The following is a 24,489-nucleotide window of genomic DNA, read 5'->3' as shown; positions in this document are numbered from 1 at the left end:
CACGGGACCTTGGACCCGCCCCATCCGGTGACCACAGGAGCAACATGATCCTGAGATTCCGTACACCTGCGTTAGGAAGGAGGCCCGTCATGATGTACGGCGGCTTCGGGTGGGGATGGATGTGGGTCGGAACAGTCCTTCTGCTCCTCGTCCTTGCGGCACTCATCGTGCTCATCGTCCGTCTCTTCTCGACAGGATTCTCCGCTCGATCGGGCGCGTTACCGACCCCGCCGAACTCGGCCCGTCAGATCGCGGAGGAACGCCTGCAACGCGGCGAGATCAGCCCGGGGGAGTTCGGTCAGATCGCTCGTGCACTGGAGCGGCCGAGCTCAGCCGCACAAGGATAAGAGGGCATCCATGACGACGAACGATCGGCGAACGGGCGCGTTCCAACACCACGCCGAGGAGACCGCGAATATCGCCTGCGCACCGCAAGAGCTATTCGATTTCCTCGATGACCACCGAAACCTCGCGGTCCACATGAGTTCAAGCAACAGCTCGCCGATGATGGGCGGTGGGCGCATGGAGCTCGTCCTCGGACCAGACGGCGGAAAGGAAGTCGGCTCGCACGTGATCATGCGGGGCCGAGCGTTCGGCTTCGATCTCTACCTCGAGGAAGTCGTCATCGAACGCATCCCGGGGGAGGGGAAGACCTGGCAGACCTTGGACGTCAAGCTCATCGTGATCGGCGCATATCAATTCGGGTTCCACATCGAACCGCAGGCATCCGGAAGCCGTCTCACGGTGCGAATCGACTACGGTCCGCCGCACCCCAGGAGCTTGCTCGGCCTCCTCTTCGGACCGACGTACGCGCGATGGTGTGTGCAACAGATGACGCGCTCGGCGGTCGGCCGATTTGGATCGGCATCGCCCCGCGCACAACAGGCATAGACATCGCAGCAGTTCAGGCTTCAGTGCAGAGGGTACGACCCGCAGTCTCGGCCAACAAAGACCGGGGTGAGCAAGCTTTACATCAAGAAGGTGTGCGACGTTAGCCTTCTCACCCTGCGCGAACTTGTCAGGCGGTCGGTGCCGGTCTCCCGTGATGCCCAGCATGCCTCCTGCCTCCTAGTTGACGAGAGCGGACTGGACCGATCTGCGAGTCGCGCTCCGCGCCGCGTTTGAGCAGCACCCCCTCGGAATGTTGGGACCCGCTTGACCGCCCACTGAGCGCATCTGCGCCCACACGTCTTGCAGATCAAGGAGGAGCGTGCTCAGGCGGGCCCGGCGACGCACCTCTCTGTCGGAGGAGAGGCGGTGTCGAGTGTCGGTGTCCATGCGGGTGATGAGCGCGGGGGATGGCTACAAGTACCTCCTCCGCACCGTCGCCGCGGCGGACGGCGACCGACCGCTCTCCACCCCGCTGACTCGCTACTACGCCGAGGCCGGCACGCCGCCTGGGCGCTGGGTCGGCAGCGGGCTGCCAGTACTGGCCGACGGCAGGATCGCCACGGGATCGCGGGTGTCTGAGGCGCAACTCGAGCTGCTCCTGGGGATGGGCCGAGACCCCGGAACCGGCGCACCGCTCGGCCGGGCCTATCCCGAGTACGCGGCATCCGAGGCGGGCCCCGACCGTCCGGCCGCGGATACGCCGACACCGACTCGCCGTCGCGCCGTCGCCGGCTACGACTTCACCTTCTCGCTGCCCAAGTCGGCCTCCGTCCTCTGGGCGGTCGCCGACGCCAACACCCAGGCCACAATCGCCGCCGCGCACCACAAGGCGATCGACGAAGTGCTCGCCTTCATGGAGCGCGAGCTCGCCGCGACCCGAGCCGGCGAAGCGGGCCGCGACGGCGCAGTCGCGCAGGTCGAGGTGACAGGGCTCATCGCCGCAGCTTTCGATCACTTCGACTCCCGCGCGGGCGATCCGCAATTGCATACGCACGTCGTGGTGAGCAACAAGGTGCGCACCGTGTTCGACGACAAGTGGCGCTCGCTCGACGGTCGACCCTTGCATGCAGCGACGGTGGCGCTGTCCGAGTTGCACACCGCAGTGTTCGCCGATCATCTATCGCGTGCACTCGGCGTCCGATGGGAGCGGCGCGACCGCGAAGCCGACCGCAACCCGGTCTGGGCAATCGCAACCGTGCCCGAGTCGCTCGTCACCGAGTTCTCATCGCGCTCGCGCCACATCGACATCGAGAAGGACAGGCTCATCGAGGAGTACATCGCCACACACGGTCGCGCACCGTCGAAGGTGACGATCATCCGCCTTCGCCAGCAGGCGACGCTCACGACGCGTCCCGAGAAGCAACTCCGATCGCTCGTCGATCTCACGAGCGAGTGGCGTTCGCGGGCCAGCCGCGTGCTCGGGCGTGACGCCACTACCTGGGCGCGTGACACGGTGACCCACCAAGACCCATCGACGCCGTTGCGCGCGCAGGACGTTCAGCCCGGCATCCTGAATCAGGTCGCAGCGCGCGTCGTCGAGGCCGCCAGCGAGCGGCGCTCGACGTGGACCCGCTGGAACCTCTACGCCGAAGCCGCGCGCCAAACGATGGCGTGGCGGTTCGCCGCAACCGAGGACCGCGAGGCGATCGTCGGCATGATCACGGATGCCGCGGAGCGTCGTTCCGTGCAGCTCACGCCGCCCGAACTCGCCGTTTCACCCGCCGAGTTCCGACGTGCAGACGGTACGAGCGTGTTTCGCCCGCGCAACTCCGAGCGCTATTCATCGATCGCGTTGCTGCACGCCGAGGAGCGACTGCTCGCGTCGCACGCGACCGGCGCGCCGGTGGTCAGCGCTGCAACCCTCGAGCATGCCGAGCGTGCACGCCGCAATCACGGCATCGTGCTCGGCGAGGATCAGCGCACGGCACTCCAATCGATCGCAACCTCAGCGCGTTCGCTCGACGTGCTAATCGGACCTGCCGGCGCTGGCAAGACGACCGCGATGCACGCGCTGCGCCTCGCATGGGAACACGAGCACGGCCGCGGCTCGGTCATCGGGCTCGCACCTTCCGCAGCGGCCGCACGCGAACTCGCCAACGACCTTGGCATCGCCACCGAGAACACCGCCAAGTGGTTACATGAGCACGGCCAAGGCCGCACAGCGGTGCGCGCTGGCCAGCTCGTCATCATCGACGAGGCATCCCTCGCCGGCACGCTCACGCTGGATCGCATCTGCGCGCTGGCTACGCACGAGGGCGCCAAAGTGCTCCTGGTGGGGGACTGGGCACAAGTGCAGTCGGTCGACGCCGGGGGCGCATTCCGGATGCTCGTCGAAGCACGCTCCGATGCTCCCGAGCTCGCCGATGTCCATCGCTTCCGCAACGCGTGGGAGAAGCAGGCATCCCTCGACCTCCGCAATGGCCGACTGCACGCGCTGGACGCATACGCCGCACGCGACCGGATCATCGGTGGCGACGCCGACGCCATGTCCGACGCCGCGTACAGCGCATGGCTCCGAGACATGGCAGCCGGGATGTCGTCAGTGCTCGTGGCCGAGACGGGCGAGGCGGTCGCCACGCTCAACAGACGGGCACGCGCTGAGCTGATCCTCCTGGGCGTCGTGGATGCCACAGCCGAAGCACCCCTGCGGGATGAGTCCGCAGCATCCGTCGGGGATGTCGTCATCACCCGGAAGAACGACCGCCGCTTGCGGACGGGAGGTGACTGGGTGCGAAACGGCGCGCGGTGGAAGGTCGTCACGGTGCGTCGCGACGGCTCGCTGCGTGTGCTGAACACCGACCGCGCCGGCGCCCGACCGCTCACCTTGCCGGCCAGGTACGTGGCTGAGAACGTCGACCTCGGCTACGCGGTGACCGCCTATCGCGCGCAGGGGATCACGACCGACACCGCGCACGCGGTCGTCGAGCCCGGAACGACGCGCGAGAACCTGTACGTCGCGATGACGCGGGGGAGAGTCTCGAACACGGCGTATGTGGTCGTGGCGCGCCCCGACGCCAACCACTCTGCTCGGCACCCCGGTGAGCGCCCGGATGCCTCAGCTCGCGACATCCTCGCAGGCGTGCTCGGCCACGTCGGCGCCGAGCAGTCGGCCCACGAGACGATCGCCGCCGAGCAGGAGAGCTGGGGGTCGATCGCGCAGCTCGCTGCCGAGTACGACACGATCGCGGCGTCCGCTCAGCGGCCACGGTGGACAGGCCTCATCCACGCGTGCGGGCTGCCTGCAGAACTGGCCGAAGCGGCAATCGCGTCGGACGCCTTCGGGGCACTGGCCGCGGGCCTTCGACGCGCCGAAGCGCTCGGTCACAACGTCGAGGCGCTTCTTCCGCGGATCGCCGCCGCGCGTGGATTCGAAGATGCTCAGGATGCCGCGGCCGTGCTCCACGGGCGCCTTGAGCGCGTTCTCGCGCAGCCGCTGAGCGGCAGTTCGCAGGGAAGTGGAAGCCGCTTGATCGCCGGTCTCATTCCAGCGGCGATGGGGGAGATGGATGCCGAGATGCGGCGTGCCCTCGAGGAACGAGCGCGTCTCATCGAGGAGCGAGCGTCGGCGCTCGTTGATTCCGCGGTGGCGTCGGGGGAGAGGTGGATCACTCCGCTCGGGCGCGTCCCTGTCGATCCGGCGCGAGCGGGTCTTTGGCGGCAGCAGGCGCGCATCGTTGCTGCGTACCGTGACCGGTACAGCGTTTTCGAGGATGACGCGCTCGGCGCTCGCGCCACCTCGCCGAATCAGCGGATGGATGCCGCGGCCGCAGCCATGGAGCGCGATCGCCCCATCTGGCTGTCGCGGACCGAAGCTCCTGCACAGCCACAGCGGGCACCTGCGCGCACGCGCGTTGTCAACAGCCTGTAGCCCGTGGTCCTATCGGCGCGTGAAGGGCGGGCCTACCCTGAGCGCAACCGCAAGCCCACGCCTGAAGGAGGGCAGGCCGATGTTCCAACTGCTGATCGCCTTCGTGAGTCGCATCTGCGCGTTCTTCCAGCGGACCATGCCGACGAACATCCTGATCCGCGCGACGCACACCCGCCGCGGGCTGAAATGGGGCGTTCCTGCCATGCTCCTCGCGGTCGTCTACGTCGTGATCGCCGCATCGCTCGCGCAGTGGGCGGCCGGAGGAGCGCCTGGTTGGATCAACTTGCTGGTACTGGTGTGCCTGTGGAACGCGATCAAGTTCGTTGTGAACGGTCCGATCACTGTCGTGCGGCTGGCGCGCGTGCGGGCTATTGAGCGGCGCTACCGCGGCGCGGGTGTGGCCTCGACCAGATCGCTGTCGGTCGGCTAAGAAGTCAGCCTCAACGCGCCAGCGTCAGCCCGCGGTCGCGGCGCGGTAGCCGCCCGCTCACCGTTCATGTCATTGCACTGGTCAAACGTGCGGAACGAGTGCACGAACGCCGAATTCGGCGCCGAGCTTCCTGTCCGCCCGCGCAAGGACCCTCATTTGGGCGCTGCTCGGGCGCGTCCGATTTGCGCCAGAACCCTGGTTGGCTTCCCCTCGTCAAGATTGCAGAGGCGCTGGCGCGCGAACCGATATGCGAGGCCGACGCGTCCCGTCGGTGCTCCTCGGTAGGTTTGAAGGACTGTGCGCCGCCGGGACGCGCCGTCAGCCATGGGGGTTCAGGAACCAAATGAGCACGTCGAAGCGAGTGGCCGGAGGGCCAGCGGTCGGGACCTACGGGATGGGCGCGCTCTAATGGCAATGAAGAAGTCCGATCTCTACAGCTCGCTGTGGAGCAGCGCCGATGAGCTGCGCGGCTCGATGGATGCGAGTCAGTACAAGGACTACGTCCTCACGATGCTCTTCGTGAAGTACGTGTCCGACAAGGCGAAGGGCGATCCGTTCGCCCTCATCGAGGTTCCAGAGGACGCGTCCTTTGACTACCTGATCTCGCTCAAGGGCAAGTCGGACATCGGCGACAAGGTCAATGTTGCGATCCGCAAGTTGGCCGACGCGAACAACCTTCAGGGCGTCGTCAACAACGCCGACTTTGACGACCCGACCAAGCTCGGTTCCGGCAAGGACCTCGTCGACAAGGTTTCCAACCTCATCGCGATCTTCCAGGGCATGGACTTCACTGGCTCCCGGGCCGAAGGTGATGATCTCCTCGGAGACGCCTACGAGTACCTGATGCGCCACTTCGCTACACAGGCCGGCAAGAGCAAGGGCCAGTTCTACACGCCTGCCGAGGTGTCGCGCGTCATGGCGGAACTGCTCCAGATCCCAGCGAACACGCCGAAGGGGACGACCCTTTACGACCCGACGTGCGGCTCGGGTTCATTGCTGATCAAGGCCGCCGACGCCGCCCCGAATGGCCTGACGATCTACGGCCAGGAGAACGACAACGCGACCTGGGCGCTGGCCAGGATGAATATGATCCTCCACGGCAATGAGACGCATGACATCCGCCAGGAGAACACGCTCACCAAGCCGCAGTTCCGTGTCGGCGAGCAATTGATGACGTTCGACTACCTCGTTGCCAACCCGCCGTTCTCCGTCAAGACGTGGACGAATGGTTGGGAGAAGGACTACGGCCGGTTCGATGGGTTCGCCAGCCCGCCCGACAAGAACGGCGACTACGCCTTCCTGCTGCATATGGTGAAGTCACTCAAGTCCACTGCCCGTGGCGTCACCGTCATGCCCCACGGCGTGCTTTTCCGAGGCAACGCCGAGGCAACGATCCGCAAGGCCCTCATCAAGCGCGGCTACATCAAGGCGATCGTCGGCTTACCCGCGAACCTCTTCTACGGCACCGGCATCCCCGCTTGCCTCATCGTGCTCGACAAGAAAGATGCCGCTAACCGTGCCGGCATCTTCATGATCGATGCGTCGAAGGGGTTCGAGAAGGACGGTGCGAAGAATCGCCTGCGCCCGCGTGACATGCACAAGATCGTTGACGCCTACGTGCGCGAGGCGGACATCGCCCGATTCTCCCGCTTCGTGGCGAACAGCGAGATAGAAGACCCAAAGAACGACTTCAACCTCAACCTCCCGCGCTACATCGATTCCTCCGAGCCGGAGGACATTCAGGACCTGCGTGCCCACCTTCAGGGCGGCATCCCGGAGCGTGATCTCGATGACCTTGAGCTCTACTGGGACGCCTTCCCTGGCCTGCGCGAGGAACTCTTCGAGCCCCTGCGCGAGGGCTACTCGGAACTGATCGACGGTGCGAGCAGCATCGAGTCGGCCGTGCTGGGCTCCACGAAGTACCCAACTATCAACGCAGACACGTCGGGCCAGGTCGATGACTGGTGGCAGGCCAGACGCGCGGTGCTCGAAGGGGTTGGGGGCACGACGCGGCCGAACGATCTCGCCTTCGAGCTGGGCGAGTCACTGCTCGAAGCGTTCCGCTCGCACCGCTTGCTCGATGAGTACGCCGTCTACGAGCAATTCATGAGCTACTGGAACACCTCGATGCACGACGACGTCGCCCTCATCGTCGGCGATGGATGGGATGCCGCGGCCAAGCCCCGGGCCGCGCGCACGTGGAAGGACAAGAACAACAAGACCAAGTATGAGGACTCCCATCTGAGCTTCGGCACTGGCACCAACGCCAAGAGATGGGTCATGGACCTCATCCCGCCGAACCTGGTCGTCGCCCGATACTTCGCCGGTGAGAGGGCCGAGGTGGACAACCTCATTGCAGGCCTCCGAGCCGTCACACAGTCGATCGAGGAGTACACCGCGGAGCACGCCGTCGAGGATGGCCTGCTGTGGGAGGCTGTCGAGGACGACAAGATCAGTGCGGCCACTGCGAAGAAGCGCCTACAAATCGCCAAGGCGGAGAATGCCGAGGCGGAGGAGATCGCCGCGCTGACGCACGTCACGAGGCTGTATACCGCCGAGGCCGCTGCCAAGAAGGCTGTCAAGGACGCGGCGGGCAAGCTCGATGAGAAGGCTCTCGTGCAATACGGCCAGCTCAGCCCCGACGACATCAAGACCCTCGTGATCGACGACAAGTGGGGCGCGACAATCGCTGCCCGAATCTCGGCGGAGTTGGTGGTTTCGGTGCAACGGTTCACGACGCGTTTGCGAGTGCTCGCCAATCGCTACGAGGCCACATTGGACGAGCTCGATGCTGAGCTCGATGTCCTCACTGCCAAGGTCGCCAACCACCTCGCCGAAATGGGGGTGACGGTGTGAGCACGCCAACCCAGTGGGAGCTTTCCACGGTCGCCCAGGAGTTTGACGTCCAACTCGGCAAACGTCTGGACGCGGCCGTCAACCGAGGTGAGTTGCGGTGGTGCATCAACAACCGCGGAGTGCGATGGGGGCGGGTGCTGGTAGGGGAGTCGATCCAAGCACCACTAACGCCGGCTGACATTCGCGATCTTCGACTGACCGAAGGGGATGTCCTCGTCTGCGAGGGCGGGGAGATCGGACGCGCCGCGGTCTGGCGCGGGGAACTCGCGGAAGCCTACTTCCTCAACACGCTGCACCGCCTTCGATCGCGTGGCCGCTACAGTCCAAGGCTGCTTGTTGCGTATCTGGAGCGGTGGGCAGCAACTGGGGAACTCTCGGCAGTGGTTGGCAAGGCAACGCTGGCTCATCTCACAAAGGAGAACCTGCTGCGCGTTCCCTTACCTGTAATGCCGGCGAGCGAGCAAGCGTGGACTGTCGAAGCACTTGAGTCGATCGATAGCTTGGTGGCTGCGCTGGAGCGGCTGATCGCGAAGAAGCGAGACATCCAGAATGGGGTGATGCAGGAGCTCCTGTCCGGCCACACACGCCTCCCCGGCTTCGCCGGCGAATGGCGCGAGGTCCACCTCGGCGACCACGTGTCATTTGTCAGGAGCGTCCCGCTCTCGCGTGACCAGCTCGACCGGACTTCGCCCTTGAAGTACCTGCACTACGGCGATATCCACACGACGAGTGCCGTACGGCTGGACGCGACGGCGAAGGACATGCCCCGCGCATCGGCCGTACTCGCGGGTCGAGCAGGACGCCTCGCACCCGGTGATGTGGTGTTCGCCGACGCTTCCGAGGACCCCGCGGGCGTAGGCAAGTCTGTCGAGATCACCTCTGTACCTGCCGAAGGCGTCGTACCCGGGCTCCACACAATCGCAGCGCGATTCGACAAGACGGTGCTCGCCGACGGCTTCAAGGCCTACCTGCAGTTCATTCCGACTTTCCGCGAGTCACTCCTGCGACTAGCTGCCGGCACGAAGGTGCTGGCGACTACACGCAGCTACGTCTCGAGCATCGATCTAGTCCTGCCGAGCGCTGATGAACAGCGAGCGATCGCGAGCGTGCTCACGGATGCCGATGCTGAGATCGCTGCGCTGCAGCGTCGACTGGAGTCGGCCCGCGCGGTTAGGCAGGGCATGATGCAGGAATTACTGACCGGGCGGACCCGGCTGGTGTCGGAGGTCGCAGCATGAGCACCGTCGGTCAGGTCGAGCGGAAGACGCAGAACCGCGTCGTCAAGCTGTTCCATGAGCAGCTCGGTTACATCTACGGCGGCAATCGCGAGGACCAAGACAACTCCAACATCGACGAGGCCCGTCTGCGCTGTAGCCTCGCCGGGCGCGGCCACGACGACGAGATCGTCAATCGCGCGGTCTCCCAGCTCCTTACGGCGGCGTCGCTCGGCGTGGGTCAGAAGCTCTACGACGGGAACCGCAAGTTCTACGAACTCCTCCGATACGGCGTAAAGGTTAAGCGCGACGTCGGTGAGGCGACAGAGACTGTCTGGCCGATCGACTGGACGAACCCGCTCGCCAACGATTTTGTCGTCGCCGAGGAGGTCACGATCAAGGGTGAGCACAGCAAGCGCCCCGACATCGTGCTCTACGTAAACGGCATCGCCCTCGGCGTCGTGGAATTGAAGCGCTCCTACGTCAACGTCAGCGAGGGCATCCGACAAAACATCGGCAACCAGAACCAGCACTTCGTCCGGCCGTTCTTCACCACCGTCCAGCTCCTGTTCGCCGGAAACGACGTCGAGGGACTTCGATACGGCGTGATCGAGACGCCGGAGAAGTACTGGCTGCAGTGGAAAGAGCCTGGCGACGAACCGAGCCCGCTTGACCGCTCATTGCTCCAGATGTGCTCGAAGCAGCGATTCCTCGAGCTGATCCGTGACTTCATCGTCTTCGACGCAGGAGTTAAGAAGACCGCCCGTCACAACCAGTTCTTCGGCGTGAAGGCCGCTCAGGAGCGGGTTGCCGACCGTGAGGGCGGCATTATCTGGCATACGCAGGGCTCGGGCAAGAGTCTCACTATGGTGTGGCTGGCGAAGTGGATTCGCGAGCACCAGGACGATGCCCGCGTGTTGATCATCACCGACCGCACTGAACTCGACGAACAGATCGAGAAGGTCTTCGGCGGTGTGAATGAGAACATCTACCGCACCGCCTCGGGCGCGGACCTGATCGGGCGGCTCAACCAGGCACACCCTTGGCTCATCTGCTCCCTGGTGCACAAGTTCCGGGGCTCCGACGACGACGCCGAGCTTGATAAGGAAAGCGACAAGTTCCTCGCCGACCTCCATGCGAAGCTCCCCGCGGGCTTCGCCGCGAAGGGCAACCTGTTCGTCTTCGTCGACGAGGCTCACCGCACACAGAGCGGCAAGATGCACCGGGCCATGAAGCAGCTCCTGCCCGACGCTATGTTCATCGGCTTCACCGGCACGCCGCTGTTGAAGGATGACAAGGCGACGAGCATCGAGACGTTCGGCTCGTTCATCCACACCTACAAGTTCGACGAGGCCGTACGCGACGGCGTCGTTCTGGACTTGCGCTACGAAGCGCGCAACATCGAGCAGGAGCTGAAGGGCTCGAAGCAGGTCGATACCTGGTTCGACACCAAGACCAAGGGCCTCACTGATCTGTCGAAGGCGCGCCTGAAGCAGAAGTGGGGGACGATGCAGAAGGTCTTCTCGGCGAAAGCTCGCGCCGAGATGATCGTCCAGGACGTCCTTCTCGACTTCGCCACCCAGCCGCGCCTGGTCTCGGGACGGGGCAACGCGATGCTTGTCGGCGACAGTGTCTACCAGGCCTGCAAGTTCTACGAGCTGTTCGCGCAGGCCGGGTTCAAGGGCAAGTGCGCGATCGTGTCGAGCTACGTCCCGAACGCGACCGCGATCTCCAAGGAGGATGCCGGCGAGGGCGACACGGAGGAACTTCGAAAGTACGAGATCTACCGAAAGATGCTCGCCGACTACTTCGGTGTGCCCGCCGACGAGGCGGTCGGCCGGATCGAGGAGTTCGAGAAGGACGCGAAGAAGCGCTTCATCGAAGAGCCCGGTCAGATGCAGCTGCTCATTGTCGTCGACAAGCTCCTGACCGGTTTCGACGCACCGAGTGCGACGTACTTGTACATCGACAAAAAGATGCAGGACCACGGCCTGTTCCAGGCCATCTGCCGGGTCAACCGGCTCGACGGGGACGACAAGACCTACGGCTACGTCATCGACTACCGCGACCTGTTCCAGTCGCTCGACAAAGCGATCACCGACTACACCTCGGGCGCATTCGAGGACTACGCAAAAGAGGACGTCGACGGACTCCTCAAGGACCGCATCACCCAGGCCCGCGCCGACCTCGACGAGGCGTTGGAGAAGATCCGCGCCCTGTGCGAGCCGGTGAAGCCCCCGAAGGGGACCCTCGAGTACCAGCATTACTTCGTCTCGTCCGAGCCGGGCGACGCTGAGCAGATCAAGACCAACGAACCGAAGCGGGTCGAGCTTTACAAGGGCGTCGCGGCCCTCGTTCGCGCGTTCGGTGCGCTGGCGAACGAGATGGACACCGCCGGGTACGGCCCCGTCGAGGCGAAGGCGATCAAGGACGAGGTCGCGCACTACGTCGCCGTCCGCAACGAGGTCGAAGTCGGTGCGGGCGAGAACATTGACGTGAAGCAGTTCGAGGCAGGCATGCGCGCCCTCCTCGACACCTACATTCAGGCCGACCCAGTCGAGAAGGTGGCCACCCTCGACCAGGGCCTCGTGCACCTGATCGTCGAGAACGGCATGAGTGCGCTCGACTCACTGCCCGACGGCATTAAAAACAACCCCGCGGCCGTGGCCGAGACGATCGTCAACAACGTCCGTCGCACCATCGTCGACGAGCGGGCGATGAACCCGAAGTACTACGACAGCATGTCCAAGCTGATCGACGACCTCATCGACAGGCAGAAGCAGGACGCTGCTGCATACGCGGACTACCTCAAGGACCTCGTCGCGCTCGCCGCCCAGGTGGGCACCGGCGCACCGACCGGGGCCTATCCGGGATGGGCGTCCACGCCCGCGCGACGCGCTCTTGTGGACTTCGAATGGCCGGCCGACGTCGTCATCGAGGTCGAGGACGTGTTCCACACCGTCCAGAGGCAGAAGGAGCACGACTGGGTCTCGCACCCCATCAAGCGAAAGGCGCTCGCGCGCGCACTCCACGACGAGCTTCCCGCCGGGTTCCCGCTCGCAACGATCGATGACCTTCTCACCCTTCTCGGGCAGCACGATGAGTTCCGGTAACGCCTACCTCACGGTCGCCGGACTTGGCATCGATGTCGTCTACAAGGACATCAAGAACATGCACATCTCGGTCTACCCGCCGGTAGGCCGTGTGCGAGTTGCCGCGCCCGAGAACACGAGCGAGGACACCATCCGGCTCGCGATCGTGCAGCGCCTCCCATGGATCAAACGACAGCGCGAGGAGCTGCAGCGCGCCGAGCGCCAGACCAAGCGGGGGATGGAATCAGGAGAGACCCACTACGTCTGGGGACAGCGGTACCGCCTCGACATCTCCCGCACAGCGGGCAACCACCACGTCGAGATCAAGGGTCAGACACTCTGGGTCGTCACACCTGAGGGATCGGACGCGGACGAGAAACGTGCGACGCTCGACCGCTGGTACCGCCGCGAGGTGAAGGCCGCTATCCCGCCGCTGCTCGCCAAGTGGCAGCCGATCATCGGAGCCGAGGCCGACAAGATCGTTGTCCGTCGCATGAAGACCAAGTGGGGAACCTGCATCGCGAGTTCGAGGACGATCTGGTTCAACCCCGAGTTGGCGAAGAAGAACCCGCGCTGCCTCGAGTACATTGTCGTCCACGAGTTGACCCACCTCCACGAACGCACCCACAGCGATCGCTTCGTCGCGTACATGGACGAGTTCCTCCCCGACTGGCGGGCCCGCCGAGAGGAACTCAACGAAGCCCCGCTCGCCGAGGAGGAGTGGGGGTGACACCACGGCACGGGCGAGAACGGTTCGTCCTCACGCGAGAGCCCCTTCACGCGTACTGCCGCTCGGGGTCGTGATTGTCCGACGGTGGCTGCCGCCGAAGGATCCCCATCCACCACCTCGGCGCGAGCGAGATGGCGAGTGTCCTGGCTACCACCGGTGGAGCACCCCGTTGCCCTCGGACCGATCTGACTCGGGTGGCTCGACCGACCATCCGTGTCGGCGGAGCACTTCGGCAGCCTCGTCCTGAAGGTCGCGCACAGTCGATCGCAGCTGCGTTCGGCGCCACCTCGCGCGGCCCGCCTTGATTACCGTTTCCCAGCCAGGCTTGCTGTCGATGCCGAACTCGCGAACAAGAAACTCGAGGACATCCTCTAGGCAGGGTCGGAAGCGCTCTCCGCCAACCGGGAAGTGAAGCGAGGACATGTCGTGAGGCTTTCTGACCACGTCCCCGCGAACCGCATGCGCTCGCCCGAGCAAGTGCGAGAGCGATCCCCGGTCGGCGTGTACGTGCCAATGGGCGAGCGGTGCGCCCTCCGAAATCTCCGCATCGAACTCCTGCCTGACGAGGGGCGTTCGGTCGAGCGTCGAGTGAACGGCGATCTTCGAACGCCATGTCTTGAGGAACGTCCCCGAGCTGTCGAGCCCAAGGTAGTTCTGAACCCCCAGAGTCGCGAGCTTCTGGCCATCCACGTACAGCGGGATGTGCTGCTTAGCCGGCTGGTCGCCAGCTGGTCGAACAACATATCGGCCGCCGTGCGAGATCGACACGATTTGGAAGGTGCCCGGAAGTACACCAGCGAGCGTGTCCTGGACCTCCTGCGCGAATGCTGCCGCACGCTGATCCAAGTCGTCCAAAGGTGACTCGTCGACCGTCACCTGTCGGCGCCGAGGAGGAAGGCGATTTCCTCGAGCTCCTCTTTGGCTTCCCACTCCTCGCTGGAGAGGCTTCGGGTGGCCCGGACAGCATCGAACTCCTCTTCACTGAGCTCGATGCGATGCAGGATGTCGGCGCGACGCGCGAGCAGTTCCTCACGAGTGACGTCGATCACGGGGCCATGGCAACCTCCTGCCTCTATTGGGACTCACAGTAGACCACCGACCTCAGACATCGCCCTAGCCGCGACTATGGTCGAGTGGCGATGCATTGGCGTCGCTCCGACATCCTCGGCAGCCGCTTGAGGATATCCGAGCGCACGGCGACCTCCCTCTAGCGGTCGACGACCGGCAAGGGATCCCTGCCGCCGAGGGGGATTGTTGATGTGGTTCAGAGTCGCAGCCCGTTCGCGCGGCGCGCGGGCCGTTGCCTTTCGAATCCCAACCGCGCCGGTGGTGCCACAGATCCTCGTACGTCCTCGACGACCGGATCGAAGCGGCGGAGAAGCGACACGTATGCGAACTGATGGTTGTAGGTGAGTGCGTACCCGGAAGACTTGTCTCGGACGACACGGTCGGTCGGACTCTGAGGGATCTCCGCGTAGACGTAGCCGTTGACCAGCGCGGCATCCTTCGTCTCGGTGCCGAAGTCCCACTGGGATAGATGATGGATTGCGGTTTCGGGGCCGGCCTTGTCGATCATGTCGAGGACGGCGCCGGCTTCCTCGCCCTGTATGAAGACGATGCTCATCCAGCGATGTTCGACCGGTGGTGCGACCGACAGCGCCATTGGATCGGATGATGCGGGGCTGATGCTGTGCATTTCGAGCTCCCTTCTCTATCGGGAAGGTGCGCGCCCGCAATCCAGCACCGAACAAGTCCTTCTGCGAGGTCAGCCGTGGGTGGGCGGAGCGCCCGTCTGTGGAGCAGATCGCGATCCTCGACGGCGAGCGATCACCGGCGGGCGCGGCGGCGTCGACAAGGGACACTCCCCGGGCGGCTCGGACTTGAGATGTAGACACTTACTCGACGGTTCAGATACCTCGAAGTCCCTCCAGGTGCGTCCAGATCTCTCGAAGCCCAGTCACGTATGCTTGCCATTGTCACCACTGGAGTGAAGCCGAAGGGCAGGATTCCGGGGGTTTTGGGTATCCGCGTGACCATCCGGGCCTGTGGCGCAGCTGGTAGCGCACCTGCATGGCATGCAGGGGGTCAGGGGTTCGAGTCCCCTCAGGTCCACCGAAGATTGAGCCTCCCGCTGTCGGGAGGCTCTTTCGTTTCCACCCCGAGCGATGGTGGACCCCCCTTGACCCCGGCCACGCAACCGGCGACTCTGGGAGCGGGGCGAGGAGGCACCGATGGGCGATGTGACGCCATTCCTGTGGTTCGACGACTCGGCGGAGGAGGCGATCGCGTTCTACACCGGCCTGATCCCGGAGTCCGAGATCGTGGCGATCGGAAGGTACCCCGACGAGGTGCCGGGAATGGGCGGCAAGGTGATGCACGCGCACTTCCGACTCGCGGGGCGCGATTACTACGCGATGGATGCGGGCCCGCAGTTCCCCTTCACGGACGCGATCTCGCTGTACGTGTCGTGTGCCGACCAGGGCGAGGTCGATCGGTACTGGGCGGCGCTCACCGGAGACGGCGGTCAGGAGCAGCCGTGCGGCTGGCTCAAGGATCGTTGGGGACTGTCGTGGCAGATCGTTCCCGATCGCCTCATCGAACTGATCCGCGATCCCGATCCTGAGCGGGCCCACCGTTCCGTGCAGGCCATGCTGCAGATGCGCAAGATCGACATCGCAACGATCGAGGCCGCTGCCGCCGCGGGGTGAAATGCACCGGTCGCCGAGCTCGATACGACGTTTCGGCGTGCTTTCGGTTCTGGATCGCGACGGCGACAGACGCGGAAAGGCGCGAGTCGCCATCACGTTGAGCGTTCTCGCCGCATTGGCCGCGGCATCCGGCTGCACATCGGCACCCGCGAATCGGCCGGTGCCGCCGTCTGCATCGGCGGCGCCTTCGGCATCGGCACCCGCTGGGCCCGTCACCGCTGGACGGTGGCGCATCGTGTCGGGTGCGACGACCCTGGCATCGGGTCTCGAAGCCCCGTGGTCGGTGGTGCCGCTCAGCGCCGGCGGTGCGCTGATCTCGCAGCGTGACGACGGAGCGATTCTCGAGCTGACACCTTCCGGTGAGCTGCGCAGCGCCGGAACCGTGCCGGGGGTGGTGTCCGGCGGCGAGTCAGGGCTCCACGGTCTCGCGGTGCGCCAGGAGGGCGACACCACGTGGCTGTACGCATACCACGGGGCGGCGAACGACAACCGGGTGGTGCGGATGCCGCTCACCGGCGAGCCCGGTGCGTTCGGACTCGGTGCGCCCGAGGTGATCTTCTCGGGCATCGCGCGGGCGAGCACCCACGACGGCGGGCGCATCGCCTTCGGCCCGGACGGGATGCTGTACGTCACGACGGGCGACGCGCAGAATCACGACGCGTCGCAGGATCCCGAGAACCTCGGCGGCAAGATCCTGCGGTTGACCCCCGAGGGTGACGCGGCGCCCGGCAACCCCCTCGACTCGCCGGTCTGGAGCCTCGGCCATCGCAACGTGCAGGGCATCGCGTGGACCAGTGACGGCACGATGTGGGCGAGCGAGTTCGGGCAGAACACGTGGGACGAGCTCAACCGGATCGAGCCTGGCAGCAACTACGGCTGGCCGATCGTCGAGGGCATGGCTGACGGGGACGATTTCGCGCAGCCGGTCGCCGTCTGGCCGACGAGGGAGGCGAGTCCGAGCGGCATCGCCGCCGTGGGCGACACGCTGTTCATGGCCGGCCTTCGCGGCGAGCGGCTCTGGATCATCGACACCGCCGAGGGCGAGGTCGTCGGCAGCCCGACGGACGCGATGGTGGGCGAGCAGGGTCGCCTGCGAGATGCCGTGCTCGCGCCCGACGGTGCACTCTGGGTGCTCACCAACAACACCGACGGGCGGGGCGACCCGCGACCCGACGACGACCTCCTGCTGCGTCTGCCGATCCAGCCCGCACCGTGATGTTCCATCCGTCCGATCGCGCTGCCTCATCGCGCGCTACGGTGATGTCGTGAGCTCTCAGCCTCGTTGCCCGCACTGCCGTCACTTCCTCTACCTGGACGCGCTGAACTGTCCGAACTGCGAGGCCGAGCTCGGGTATCACATCCTGACTCGACAGTTCTACGGCATCCGGAATCGTCAGGTCGTCATCGACGGCCAGACCTGGTACACGTGCTCCAATCGGGAGTGGGACTGCAACTGGCTCGTCTGGGAGGACGCCCCGGCGGGCCGGTGCTTCTCATGCCGACTCACCCGCACGCGGCCTGCGATGAACGACACCGTCGCGCTGGAGAAGCTGGCCAAGACCGAGGAGGCCAAGCGGCGGCTGGTGCTGCAGCTCGGCGATCTCGGACTGCCGATCGTGCCATGGGATGTCAAGCCCGGGGGGCTCGGGTTCGACCTCATCTCGAGCCTGTCGGCTGGCAAGCCGGTCATGATCGGGCATTCGAACGGAATCGTCACGATCGACCTGGCCGAGAGTCTCGACGATCGCCGCGAGGCGCTGCGCGTGCGGCTCGGCGAGCCGTATCGCACCATGCTCGGGCACCTGCGTCACGAAGTCGGGCACTACTACCAGAACGTGCTGCTGCGGGATGACGAAAGCTGGGCGCAGTGTCGCGCGTTGTTCGGCGATGAGCGCGCAAGCTATCGTGACGCCATCCAGCGCCACTACAAATTCGGTGCACCCGCCGACTGGCATCAGGGTTTCATCTCGGAGTACGCCACCATGCACCCCTGGGAGGACTTCGCCGAGACATGGGCGCATTACCTCCACATCACCGGCACCCTGCAGACCGCGGCCGCGATCGGCATTCATCTCGATTCCACGGTGACGAACCTGCGCGACACGGATGTCGTGCCGCTCGAGTCGTACGCGGATGAGCCGATCCAGCGACTCCTGTCGGATTGGGAGTGGATGTCGCAGGGATTCAACCGGATCAACCGAGCCATGGGCTTCGGGGACCTCTACCCGTTCACGATCGCCGGCCCGGTCCGCCACAAGCTCGCCTTCATGCACGACATCGTCACGCGCGCGCCGTTGACCACGGCCGAGCAGTACGCGCTTGCTTTCGTGGAAGAGACGGAGCGCGCGTGACGACATTCGCCAGAGGCCAGCGGGTCATCGGGGCGTTCACGCATTACGTCGAGAATCAGCCACCGTGGCGTGTGGATGTCGACGAGTACTCACTCAACACGCCCCTGCGGGCGGCGGTCGACGCATTCGGCGCCGGCTGGGCGGACTCGGATCTGCGCGAGGCCGGAGCGCTCGTCGGCTCGCAATCCTTCCAGCAGGACGCCGAGCTCGCGAACATCCACACCCCCACCGCGTACCCCCACGATCGATGGGGTTTCCGGCTCGACGAGGTCGAGTACGACGCGTCGTACCATCGCGGGATCAGCGCGGCCATCGCCCGCGGCGCTCACACGTCGGCGTGGGCCGAGCCACGACCCGGAGCGCACGTCGCGCGCGCCGCGATGTTCATGCTCTTCGCGCAGGTCGAGCCCGGGCACGCCTGCCCGGTATCGATGACCCACGCCGCCGTCGCGTCGATCGAAGGCTCGCCGTGGATCGCCGATGAGTGGCTGCCGCGCCTGTACTCGCGGGAGTACGAGCCGCGACTGCTGCCTGACGAGGAGAAGCCGAGCGCATTGATCGGCATGGCCATGACCGAGAAGCAGGGCGGCTCCGATGTTCGCGCAGGCACAACCGTCGGAGTCTCGATGGGTGGGCACGCGTACCAGCTCACGGGCCACAAGTGGTTCTGCTCCGCACCGATGTCGGATGGATTCCTCGTCCTCGCACAGACGCGTCGCGGCGCCACCGAGGAGGGGCTGTCGTGCCTGTTCGTACCGCGACTCCTGCCGCGCGGAATGCGAAATGTGTTCCGCATCCAGCGACTGAAGGACAAGCTGGGCAATCGGTCGAACGCGTCCGCGGAGGTCGAGTTCGACGGAACCGTCGGCTTCCTGCTCGGCGAGCCGGGCCGCGGCGTGCGCACGATCATCGAGATGGTGCAGCGGACGCGCCTGGACTGCGTGCTGGGCACCGCCGCGGGGATGCGGCAGTGCGTCGCCGAGGCGGTGTGGCACGCGCGCGGTCGTGAGGCCTTCGGCGCCCTGCTCGTGGAGCAGCCCGCGATGACCTCGGTACTGGCCGACCTCGCGCTCGAGGCCGAGGCTGCCATGCTCACAGGGCTGCGGCTCGCTCAGCTGTTCGAAGCCGATGCCTCCGATCGCGACGTGGCGCTGCGGCGCCTCGCAACGCCGGTCTCGAAATACTGGGTGTGCAAGCGTGGGCCGCACCACGCGTACGAGGCGCTGGAATGCCTCGGTGGCAACGGTTATGCCGAGGGCTTCCCGCTTGCGCGCCGGTATCGCGAGCAGCCGGTGCTCGCGATCTGGGAGGGCTCGGGAAACGTCATCGCGCTCGACGTGCTGCGGGCCCTCACGCGCGACCCCGACTCCGCTGCCGCTTTCGGGGACGAACTCGCGACGACGCAGGGCGCGTCCGGCATCCTCGACGCGCACGTGGCGCGCACCCTGTCGCTCCTCGACGGCCTTCGTGGCGCAGCCGACGTCGACGCGCAGCCGCAGGCACGCCGTCTCAGCGAGTCACTCGCCCTGGCCCTCCAGGCGTCCCTCATGCTTCGCCATGCGCCGTCCCTCGATGCCGAGACATTCATCGCCGCGCGACTCGGCGACGATCGCGCGGCACAGTACGGCGTCCTCCCCCGGGGGACGGATGCCGCCACGATCGTCGCGCGCCATTGAGCGAGCCTAGGCTGAAGAGGTGCTGCGACGTCCGGGGATCCTCGTCGCCGGTCTGATGACCGGCGCTCTCGCCCTCTCGGGGCCGCCGGCGGCGTGGAGCGCCTCACCCGAAGCCACGACGCCGGAGGGCACCGTCAAGGTCGTCGCTGCGGATGCGGACGCGACGCAGGCCGCGGCATCCGCTCTCGTGTCAGCCATGTCCATCCGCGAGAAGGCGGCCGCCGTCGTGATGGGGCACATTCCGACCACGGATCCCGCGGCGCTCCAGGACTACATGGCGACCACCGGGGTCGGCGGCTTCATCCTCATGGGGGCGAACGTTCCGCAATCCGAGGCCGAGCTGCGCGCCCTCACCGCCGCGCTCACGCGGGATGGCGCCCTGCCGCCGCTCATCGCGATCGATCAGGAGGGCGGCGATGTCTCGCGCCTTCCGTGGGACGACTTCGCCTCCTCGGTCACGCTCAAGAATGAGCCCGCCGATGCCAGTCGCGACGCGTTCGCCGGCCGGGGAGCTCTCGTGATGCGCGCCGGCGTCGGGGTGAACTTCGGCATCGTCGCGGACGTCACCGATGACCCGGGCATGTTCATCTATCGCCGAGCGCTAGGCACGACCCCGGATGCCGGGTCGTCCCGCGTCGCCGCGGCTGTCGACGGAGAGGGAGTCGATGCGTTCTCGACACTCAAGCACTTCCCCGGTCACGGCGCAGCCCCGGGTGACTCCCACTCCGGCATCCCGTCGACCGGCATGTCGAAGGACGAATGGGCGGCGACCGACGCGCTGCCGTTCGAGGCGGGCATCGACCAGGGCGCGGAGCTGCTGATGTTCGGCCACCTCGTGTACAGCGCGGTCGACACCGCACCGGCGTCGCTGTCCGCGGAATGGCACCGCATCGCCCGCGATGAGCTCGGGTTCACCGGTGTCAGCATCACCGACGATCTCGGCATGCTCCAGGCTTCGGGAGTTCCCGCCTACTCGGACCCTGTCGCGAATGCCGTGTCCGCGCTCGCCGCGGGCAACGACATGGTGCTGTCGGTGATGTTCTCGACCCCCGACAGCGCGCCACGCATCGTCGACGGCATTGTCGCCGCCGTCGAGTCCGGGGCGCTCCCCACGGAACGTCTCGATGAGGCAGCCACGCGCGTCACGCAGCTGCGGCTCGAGCTGGCCGCCGAAGGCCGGGGCCTCATGCCCTGCACCGACTGCACTCCGGTGGGGTGACCTGGACGCAAGGGTCAGCCCGAGGGCGAACCCGGCCCGTCGATCACGGCCATCAGCCGCCGGCGGAGCGTCTGCGAACGCTCCGTGAACCCACGCTGCCGGCGCACGTACTCGGCCTTGCCCTCCGCGGATTCGATCGCGACCGGTGCGTAGCCCCACTCGGCGAGGTCGTACGGCGACGCCTGCATGTCGAGGGTGCGGACATCCCGCGCCAGCTCGAACGTGTCGAGCAGCAGTTCCCCGGGCACGAGAGGGCCGAGCTTCACCGCCCATTTGTAGAGGTCCATGCCGGCGTGGAGGCAGCCCGGCTGCTCGAGCGCGGCTTGCCGGTCGCGAGTGGGGGTCTCGCGGTTTCGCGGCGCAGCATCCCGGGTGAAGAAGCGGAACGCGTCGAAGTGCGTGCACCGAAGCTCGTGGGCCTCGACCACCGCATCGGTCGCCGTCTGCCCGAGCCGCAACGGTGCTGCGTGCCGGTGTTCGGGCTGGCGGTAGACCATCGCCCATTCGTGCAGCCCGAAACAGCCGAAGCCGCCTGGCCGTGCTGCCGTCGCACGGACGATGCGGCCGATGTTCTCGATCAGCGCCGCCCTCTCTGCACGATACGTCGCGCCGTCGACGACCAGCGATGAGGGCTCGGAGCCCGCGGCGTACCATCGCCACGCGGCTCGCGGCGTGTCAGACGCGTCCGCGAGTTCGACTCCGTCACCGGGATGCCAGCGGCGCAGTACGGCAGGTTTGTACGAGTAGTACGTGAAGAGGAAGTCCTCAACGGGATGCCGCTCGCCGCGTGCGGAGCGGACACGATGCATCCGGGTCAGCTCATCTGCGCGCGCTGCGTGTGCCTCCTCACACGATCGCCACTCCGGCCCCGTGAGGACCACGGGGCCGGCGGTGGGGAGGGCGGCGCTCACCCTTCGAGGATACGTCGGACATCCGTCGGTTCGACGGGGTCGGCGCTCGACGGGCTCAGCCGTCGGCGGGTTCGATCAGCTCGGGCGAGTTGTTGCGCACGTTGCCGACCGCTTTCGACACGACGTGATCGTCGAGCGTCTTCGCGAGTGCCGGGGCGGCATCGATCGTGGCGTCGAGCACGTCTCGCACGTTGTCGATCGTCGGATCGAGCCACGCGTCGGCGTGGTCGGCGTCGATGAACAGCGGCATCCGATCGTGGATGGATCCGAGCCGACCGATCGAGTCGCGTGTCAGGATCGTGAAGCTCAGCAGCCACCGGTCGGGGTCGTCATCCTGCTTGGCCGGGTCTTTCCACCACTCGTAGAGCCCGGCCATGAACAGCGGCGAGCCGTCCGCCGGGTGGATGTAGTGCGGGATCTTTACGCCGTCGACGGTCTTCCACTCGTAGTACCCGGATGTCGGCACCACCGCTCGGCGCTTCGCGAGCGCCTTGCGGAACATCGGCTTGTCTTCGAGCTCTTCGGAGCGTGCGTTGAAAGCCCGGGTGCCGATCTTGGTGTCCTTCGCCCACGCGGGGATGAGACCCCATCTCGCGGACTCGAGCCGACGGGTCGGGGGTTCGGTCTTCGCCGAGTCGATGACGATCGCAGCTTGTGCGGTCGGAGCGACGTTGTACGAGGGCGCCGGAAGATCGTCGTCCTCGAGGTCTACACGGAGGACACCGACCAGCTCGGATGCCACACTCGCCACGACGAACCGTCCGCACATGCGACCAGCCTAGGCGTGGGGTCCGACAGCAAACCAGTCAGCTCTCGAGCACTCCGACCTCGACGAGCCTCTCCACCAGACCGGCACCATCCGAATCGGTGACCCACGGAACGGCCGCGGCAGAGTGGTCGTTGACGGTCGTCCGTCCGCCGGCGAGGACCGCCTCGGCGGGGGACAGGCGCCGGATGGCGACGCCGGCGACACTGTGCGGCTGCTCGCTCGCGAACGTGGTGTACAGCTCGGGATCGTGCTGACCGTCATCGCCGATGAGCAGCCACTTGACGTCGGGGAACTCGCCCGCCAGCCGCTTGAGGTTCGAGAGCTTGTGCTCCTTGCCGCTGCGGAACCAGCGGTCATGCGTCGGTCCCCAGTCGGTGAGCAGCATGGCGCCAGGCGGGTAGAGGTGCCGCCGCAGAAATCGGATGAGGGTCGGTGCGATGTTCCACGCACCTGTCGACAGGTAGATCACGGGTGTGCCCGGGCGATCACGTACCAGACGCTCCATCAGCACCGCCATGCCCGGAACCGGCTGACGTGCGTGCTCGTCCACCACGAAGGAATTCCACGCAGCGAGAAGCGGGCGCGGAAGCGCGGTCACCATGACGGTGTCGTCGATGTCGGAGACGACGCCGAATCGCACGTCCGGCCCCACGATGAAGACCCGTGTCTCGACGGGTTCGCCATCCTCCACCGCCATCGTCAGGATCTGCCAGCCGGGCTCGAGGCGACCCGCGATCACGGTGTCGATGACCCCGCCCCGGTCTGCCACCACTTCGTGCGTCGTTCCCGCCACAGTGATGGTGACGCGCGCGTAGCCGACCGCCACAGCAGCGAAGCTGCGCCAGCCACGGACACTCGCGTACTCGCCGGAGGTGCGCTGCCGCGTGGGAGGCACGATGAGGACTCGACCGAGTACCCGCACCCAATCCACCCCGCCGTAGCCAGGGAACGGGGTGACTTCCGGCAGCAGCCCGCGCTTGCGAGCGCGTCGCTCGCGCCAGGAGTGGAACCGGTACTCCATCCGCGCAAGCCACAGCACCTTGGGCGGCTGCGGAGACTGTGGCGTTTCGGGCATCCTGTCAGTCTTTCACGTCGTCCTGGATGCCCTGATGCGCGGTGGGCTCGTCGTCTGCGGTCAGGTGCTTGCGCTCGGCCCGCTCGATGACCTTCTTGCTGAGGAAGACGAGCCCTATGAACAGCACGATGATCGCGACGAAGATGTAGCCGGCGTAATGGAGCTGGTCGGCGAGCTCGCGGTAGGTGCCGGCGGCGAGCGAGCCGACGGTGATGTACAGCGCGGCCCACAGGATGCAGGCGGGCGCCGTCCAGGCGAGGAACCGGCCGTAGCGGAAGCCGCTCATGCCGACGGTCAGAGGAACCAGCGAGTGCAGCACCGGCAGGAACCGTGAGATGAAGATCGCCGGACCGCCGCGGCGGCGAAGGTATCGCTCGGAGCGGTTCCAGTTCTCATCGCCGATCCGCCGGCCGAGCCGCGAATGGTGGATCCTCGGACCGAGGAAGCGCCCCAGCCAGAAGCCGATGCTCTCCCCGATGAGCGCTCCGATGACGACTGCTACGCCGAGGAGCACTCCCTCCAACGGGCTCGCGACAGCGGTCGCGGCGATGATGACGACCGTGTCACCGGGTACGAAGAGTCCGACGAGCACGCTCGTCTCGAGCATGATCGCGATGCCGGCGACGAGAGTCCGCACGACGGGGTCGACGCTCTGCACAGTGTCGAGAAGCCACGTCAGGAACTCGTTCACGCCCTGAG

The 24,489-nt window shown here is 66.2% G+C and carries 20 protein-coding genes and 1 tRNA gene; 14 read left to right on the top strand and 7 right to left on the bottom strand.

The window, feature by feature from the left end:
• Positions 1–89: 89 nt before the first annotated feature.
• The 8 genes from ABD188_RS13070 to ABD188_RS13035 all read left to right on the top strand — a co-directional run bounded on the left by ABD188_RS13070 (position 90) and on the right by ABD188_RS13035 (position 13,081).
• A complete protein-coding gene (locus tag ABD188_RS13070) occupies positions 90–347 on the top strand; it encodes a hypothetical protein (RefSeq protein ID WP_344062953.1) in 258 nt (85 codons plus the stop codon).
• A gap of 133 nt (positions 348–480) precedes the next feature.
• Entirely contained in the window at positions 481–891 is a 411-nt protein-coding gene (locus ABD188_RS13065) for a hypothetical protein (RefSeq protein WP_344062950.1), read from the top strand.
• Between the two features lie 385 nt (positions 892–1,276).
• Positions 1,277–4,759: a MobF family relaxase gene (gene mobF, locus ABD188_RS13060; RefSeq protein WP_486348060.1), complete on the top strand. Its 3,483-nt coding sequence runs from the start codon at positions 1,277–1,279 to the stop codon at positions 4,757–4,759.
• Between the two features lie 79 nt (positions 4,760–4,838).
• On the top strand, positions 4,839–5,189 hold the full coding sequence (locus tag ABD188_RS13055; RefSeq protein WP_344062944.1) for a sulfate permease: 351 nt from the start codon (positions 4,839–4,841) through the stop codon (positions 5,187–5,189).
• A gap of 408 nt (positions 5,190–5,597) precedes the next feature.
• On the top strand, positions 5,598–8,045 hold the full coding sequence (locus tag ABD188_RS13050) for a type I restriction-modification system subunit M (protein WP_344062941.1): 2,448 nt from the start codon (positions 5,598–5,600) through the stop codon (positions 8,043–8,045).
• Positions 8,042–9,283: a restriction endonuclease subunit S domain-containing protein gene (locus ABD188_RS13045; protein ID WP_344062939.1), complete on the top strand. Its 1,242-nt coding sequence runs from the start codon at positions 8,042–8,044 to the stop codon at positions 9,281–9,283. Before ABD188_RS13050 ends, ABD188_RS13045 begins: the two co-directional genes overlap by 4 nt.
• On the top strand, positions 9,280–12,372 hold the full coding sequence (locus tag ABD188_RS13040; RefSeq protein WP_344062936.1) for a type I restriction endonuclease subunit R: 3,093 nt from the start codon (positions 9,280–9,282) through the stop codon (positions 12,370–12,372). Before ABD188_RS13045 ends, ABD188_RS13040 begins: the two co-directional genes overlap by 4 nt.
• Positions 12,329–13,081 (top strand): M48 family metallopeptidase, encoded by a 753-nt coding sequence (locus ABD188_RS13035; protein WP_344062934.1) that lies wholly within the window; start codon positions 12,329–12,331, stop codon positions 13,079–13,081. The genes ABD188_RS13040 and ABD188_RS13035 overlap by 44 nt, the downstream gene beginning before the upstream one ends.
• 147 nt (positions 13,082–13,228) lie before the next feature.
• Here ABD188_RS13035 and ABD188_RS13030 read toward each other — a convergent pair whose 3' ends face one another.
• The 3 genes from ABD188_RS13030 to ABD188_RS13020 all read right to left on the bottom strand — a co-directional run bounded on the left by ABD188_RS13030 (position 13,229) and on the right by ABD188_RS13020 (position 14,705).
• Positions 13,229–13,957, bottom strand: a complete 729-nt coding sequence (locus ABD188_RS13030; protein ID WP_344062932.1) for a hypothetical protein — start codon at positions 13,955–13,957, stop codon at positions 13,229–13,231.
• Complete coding sequence (locus ABD188_RS13025; RefSeq protein WP_344062929.1) at positions 13,954–14,130, bottom strand: hypothetical protein; 177 nt, start codon at positions 14,128–14,130, stop codon at positions 13,954–13,956. Before ABD188_RS13025 ends, ABD188_RS13030 begins: the two co-directional genes overlap by 4 nt.
• Positions 14,131–14,345: 215 nt before the next feature.
• The gene (locus tag ABD188_RS13020; protein ID WP_344062926.1) at positions 14,346–14,705 is read right to left on the bottom strand and encodes a hypothetical protein; all 360 of its coding nucleotides are present in this window, start codon (positions 14,703–14,705) and stop codon (positions 14,346–14,348) included.
• Between the two features lie 415 nt (positions 14,706–15,120).
• Here ABD188_RS13020 and ABD188_RS13015 point away from each other — a divergent pair.
• The 6 genes from ABD188_RS13015 to ABD188_RS12990 all read left to right on the top strand — a co-directional run bounded on the left by ABD188_RS13015 (position 15,121) and on the right by ABD188_RS12990 (position 21,035).
• Positions 15,121–15,193, top strand: a tRNA-Ala gene (locus ABD188_RS13015).
• 119 nt (positions 15,194–15,312) lie between these two features.
• Entirely contained in the window at positions 15,313–15,789 is a 477-nt protein-coding gene (locus ABD188_RS13010) for a VOC family protein (protein ID WP_344062924.1), read from the top strand.
• A 37-nt stretch (positions 15,790–15,826) separates the two neighbouring features.
• The gene (locus ABD188_RS13005) at positions 15,827–17,005 is read left to right on the top strand and encodes a PQQ-dependent sugar dehydrogenase (RefSeq protein WP_344062921.1); all 1,179 of its coding nucleotides are present in this window, start codon (positions 15,827–15,829) and stop codon (positions 17,003–17,005) included.
• A 49-nt stretch (positions 17,006–17,054) separates the two neighbouring features.
• A complete protein-coding gene (locus ABD188_RS13000; RefSeq protein WP_344062918.1) occupies positions 17,055–18,140 on the top strand; it encodes a zinc-binding metallopeptidase family protein in 1,086 nt (361 codons plus the stop codon).
• Positions 18,137–19,816, top strand: a complete 1,680-nt coding sequence (locus tag ABD188_RS12995; protein WP_344062915.1) for an acyl-CoA dehydrogenase family protein — start codon at positions 18,137–18,139, stop codon at positions 19,814–19,816. The genes ABD188_RS13000 and ABD188_RS12995 overlap by 4 nt, the downstream gene beginning before the upstream one ends.
• A gap of 19 nt (positions 19,817–19,835) precedes the next feature.
• Positions 19,836–21,035, top strand: coding sequence for a glycoside hydrolase family 3 N-terminal domain-containing protein (locus tag ABD188_RS12990; protein ID WP_344062913.1), 1,200 nt, complete (start codon positions 19,836–19,838; stop codon positions 21,033–21,035).
• Positions 21,036–21,049: 14 nt separating this feature from the next.
• Here ABD188_RS12990 and ABD188_RS12985 read toward each other — a convergent pair whose 3' ends face one another.
• Genes ABD188_RS12985 through ABD188_RS12970 form a run of 4 tightly spaced genes read right to left on the bottom strand, consistent with a single transcriptional unit; the run spans position 21,050 to position 24,481 of the window.
• A complete protein-coding gene (locus ABD188_RS12985) occupies positions 21,050–21,946 on the bottom strand; it encodes a 3-methyladenine DNA glycosylase (protein WP_425561349.1) in 897 nt (298 codons plus the stop codon).
• A 55-nt stretch (positions 21,947–22,001) separates the two neighbouring features.
• Positions 22,002–22,715, bottom strand: coding sequence for an SOS response-associated peptidase (locus ABD188_RS12980; RefSeq protein ID WP_344062910.1), 714 nt, complete (start codon positions 22,713–22,715; stop codon positions 22,002–22,004).
• A 37-nt stretch (positions 22,716–22,752) separates the two neighbouring features.
• Positions 22,753–23,790, bottom strand: coding sequence for an App1 family protein phosphatidate phosphatase (locus ABD188_RS12975; protein WP_344062907.1), 1,038 nt, complete (start codon positions 23,788–23,790; stop codon positions 22,753–22,755).
• A gap of 4 nt (positions 23,791–23,794) precedes the next feature.
• A complete protein-coding gene (locus tag ABD188_RS12970; protein WP_344062904.1) occupies positions 23,795–24,481 on the bottom strand; it encodes a DedA family protein in 687 nt (228 codons plus the stop codon).
• Between the last annotated feature and the right edge of the window lie 8 nt (positions 24,482–24,489).

The organism is Microbacterium pumilum, assembly GCF_039530225.1.
Classification (GTDB): domain Bacteria; phylum Actinomycetota; class Actinomycetes; order Actinomycetales; family Microbacteriaceae; genus Microbacterium; species Microbacterium pumilum.
This window is presented reverse-complemented; position numbering and strand designations above follow the sequence as displayed.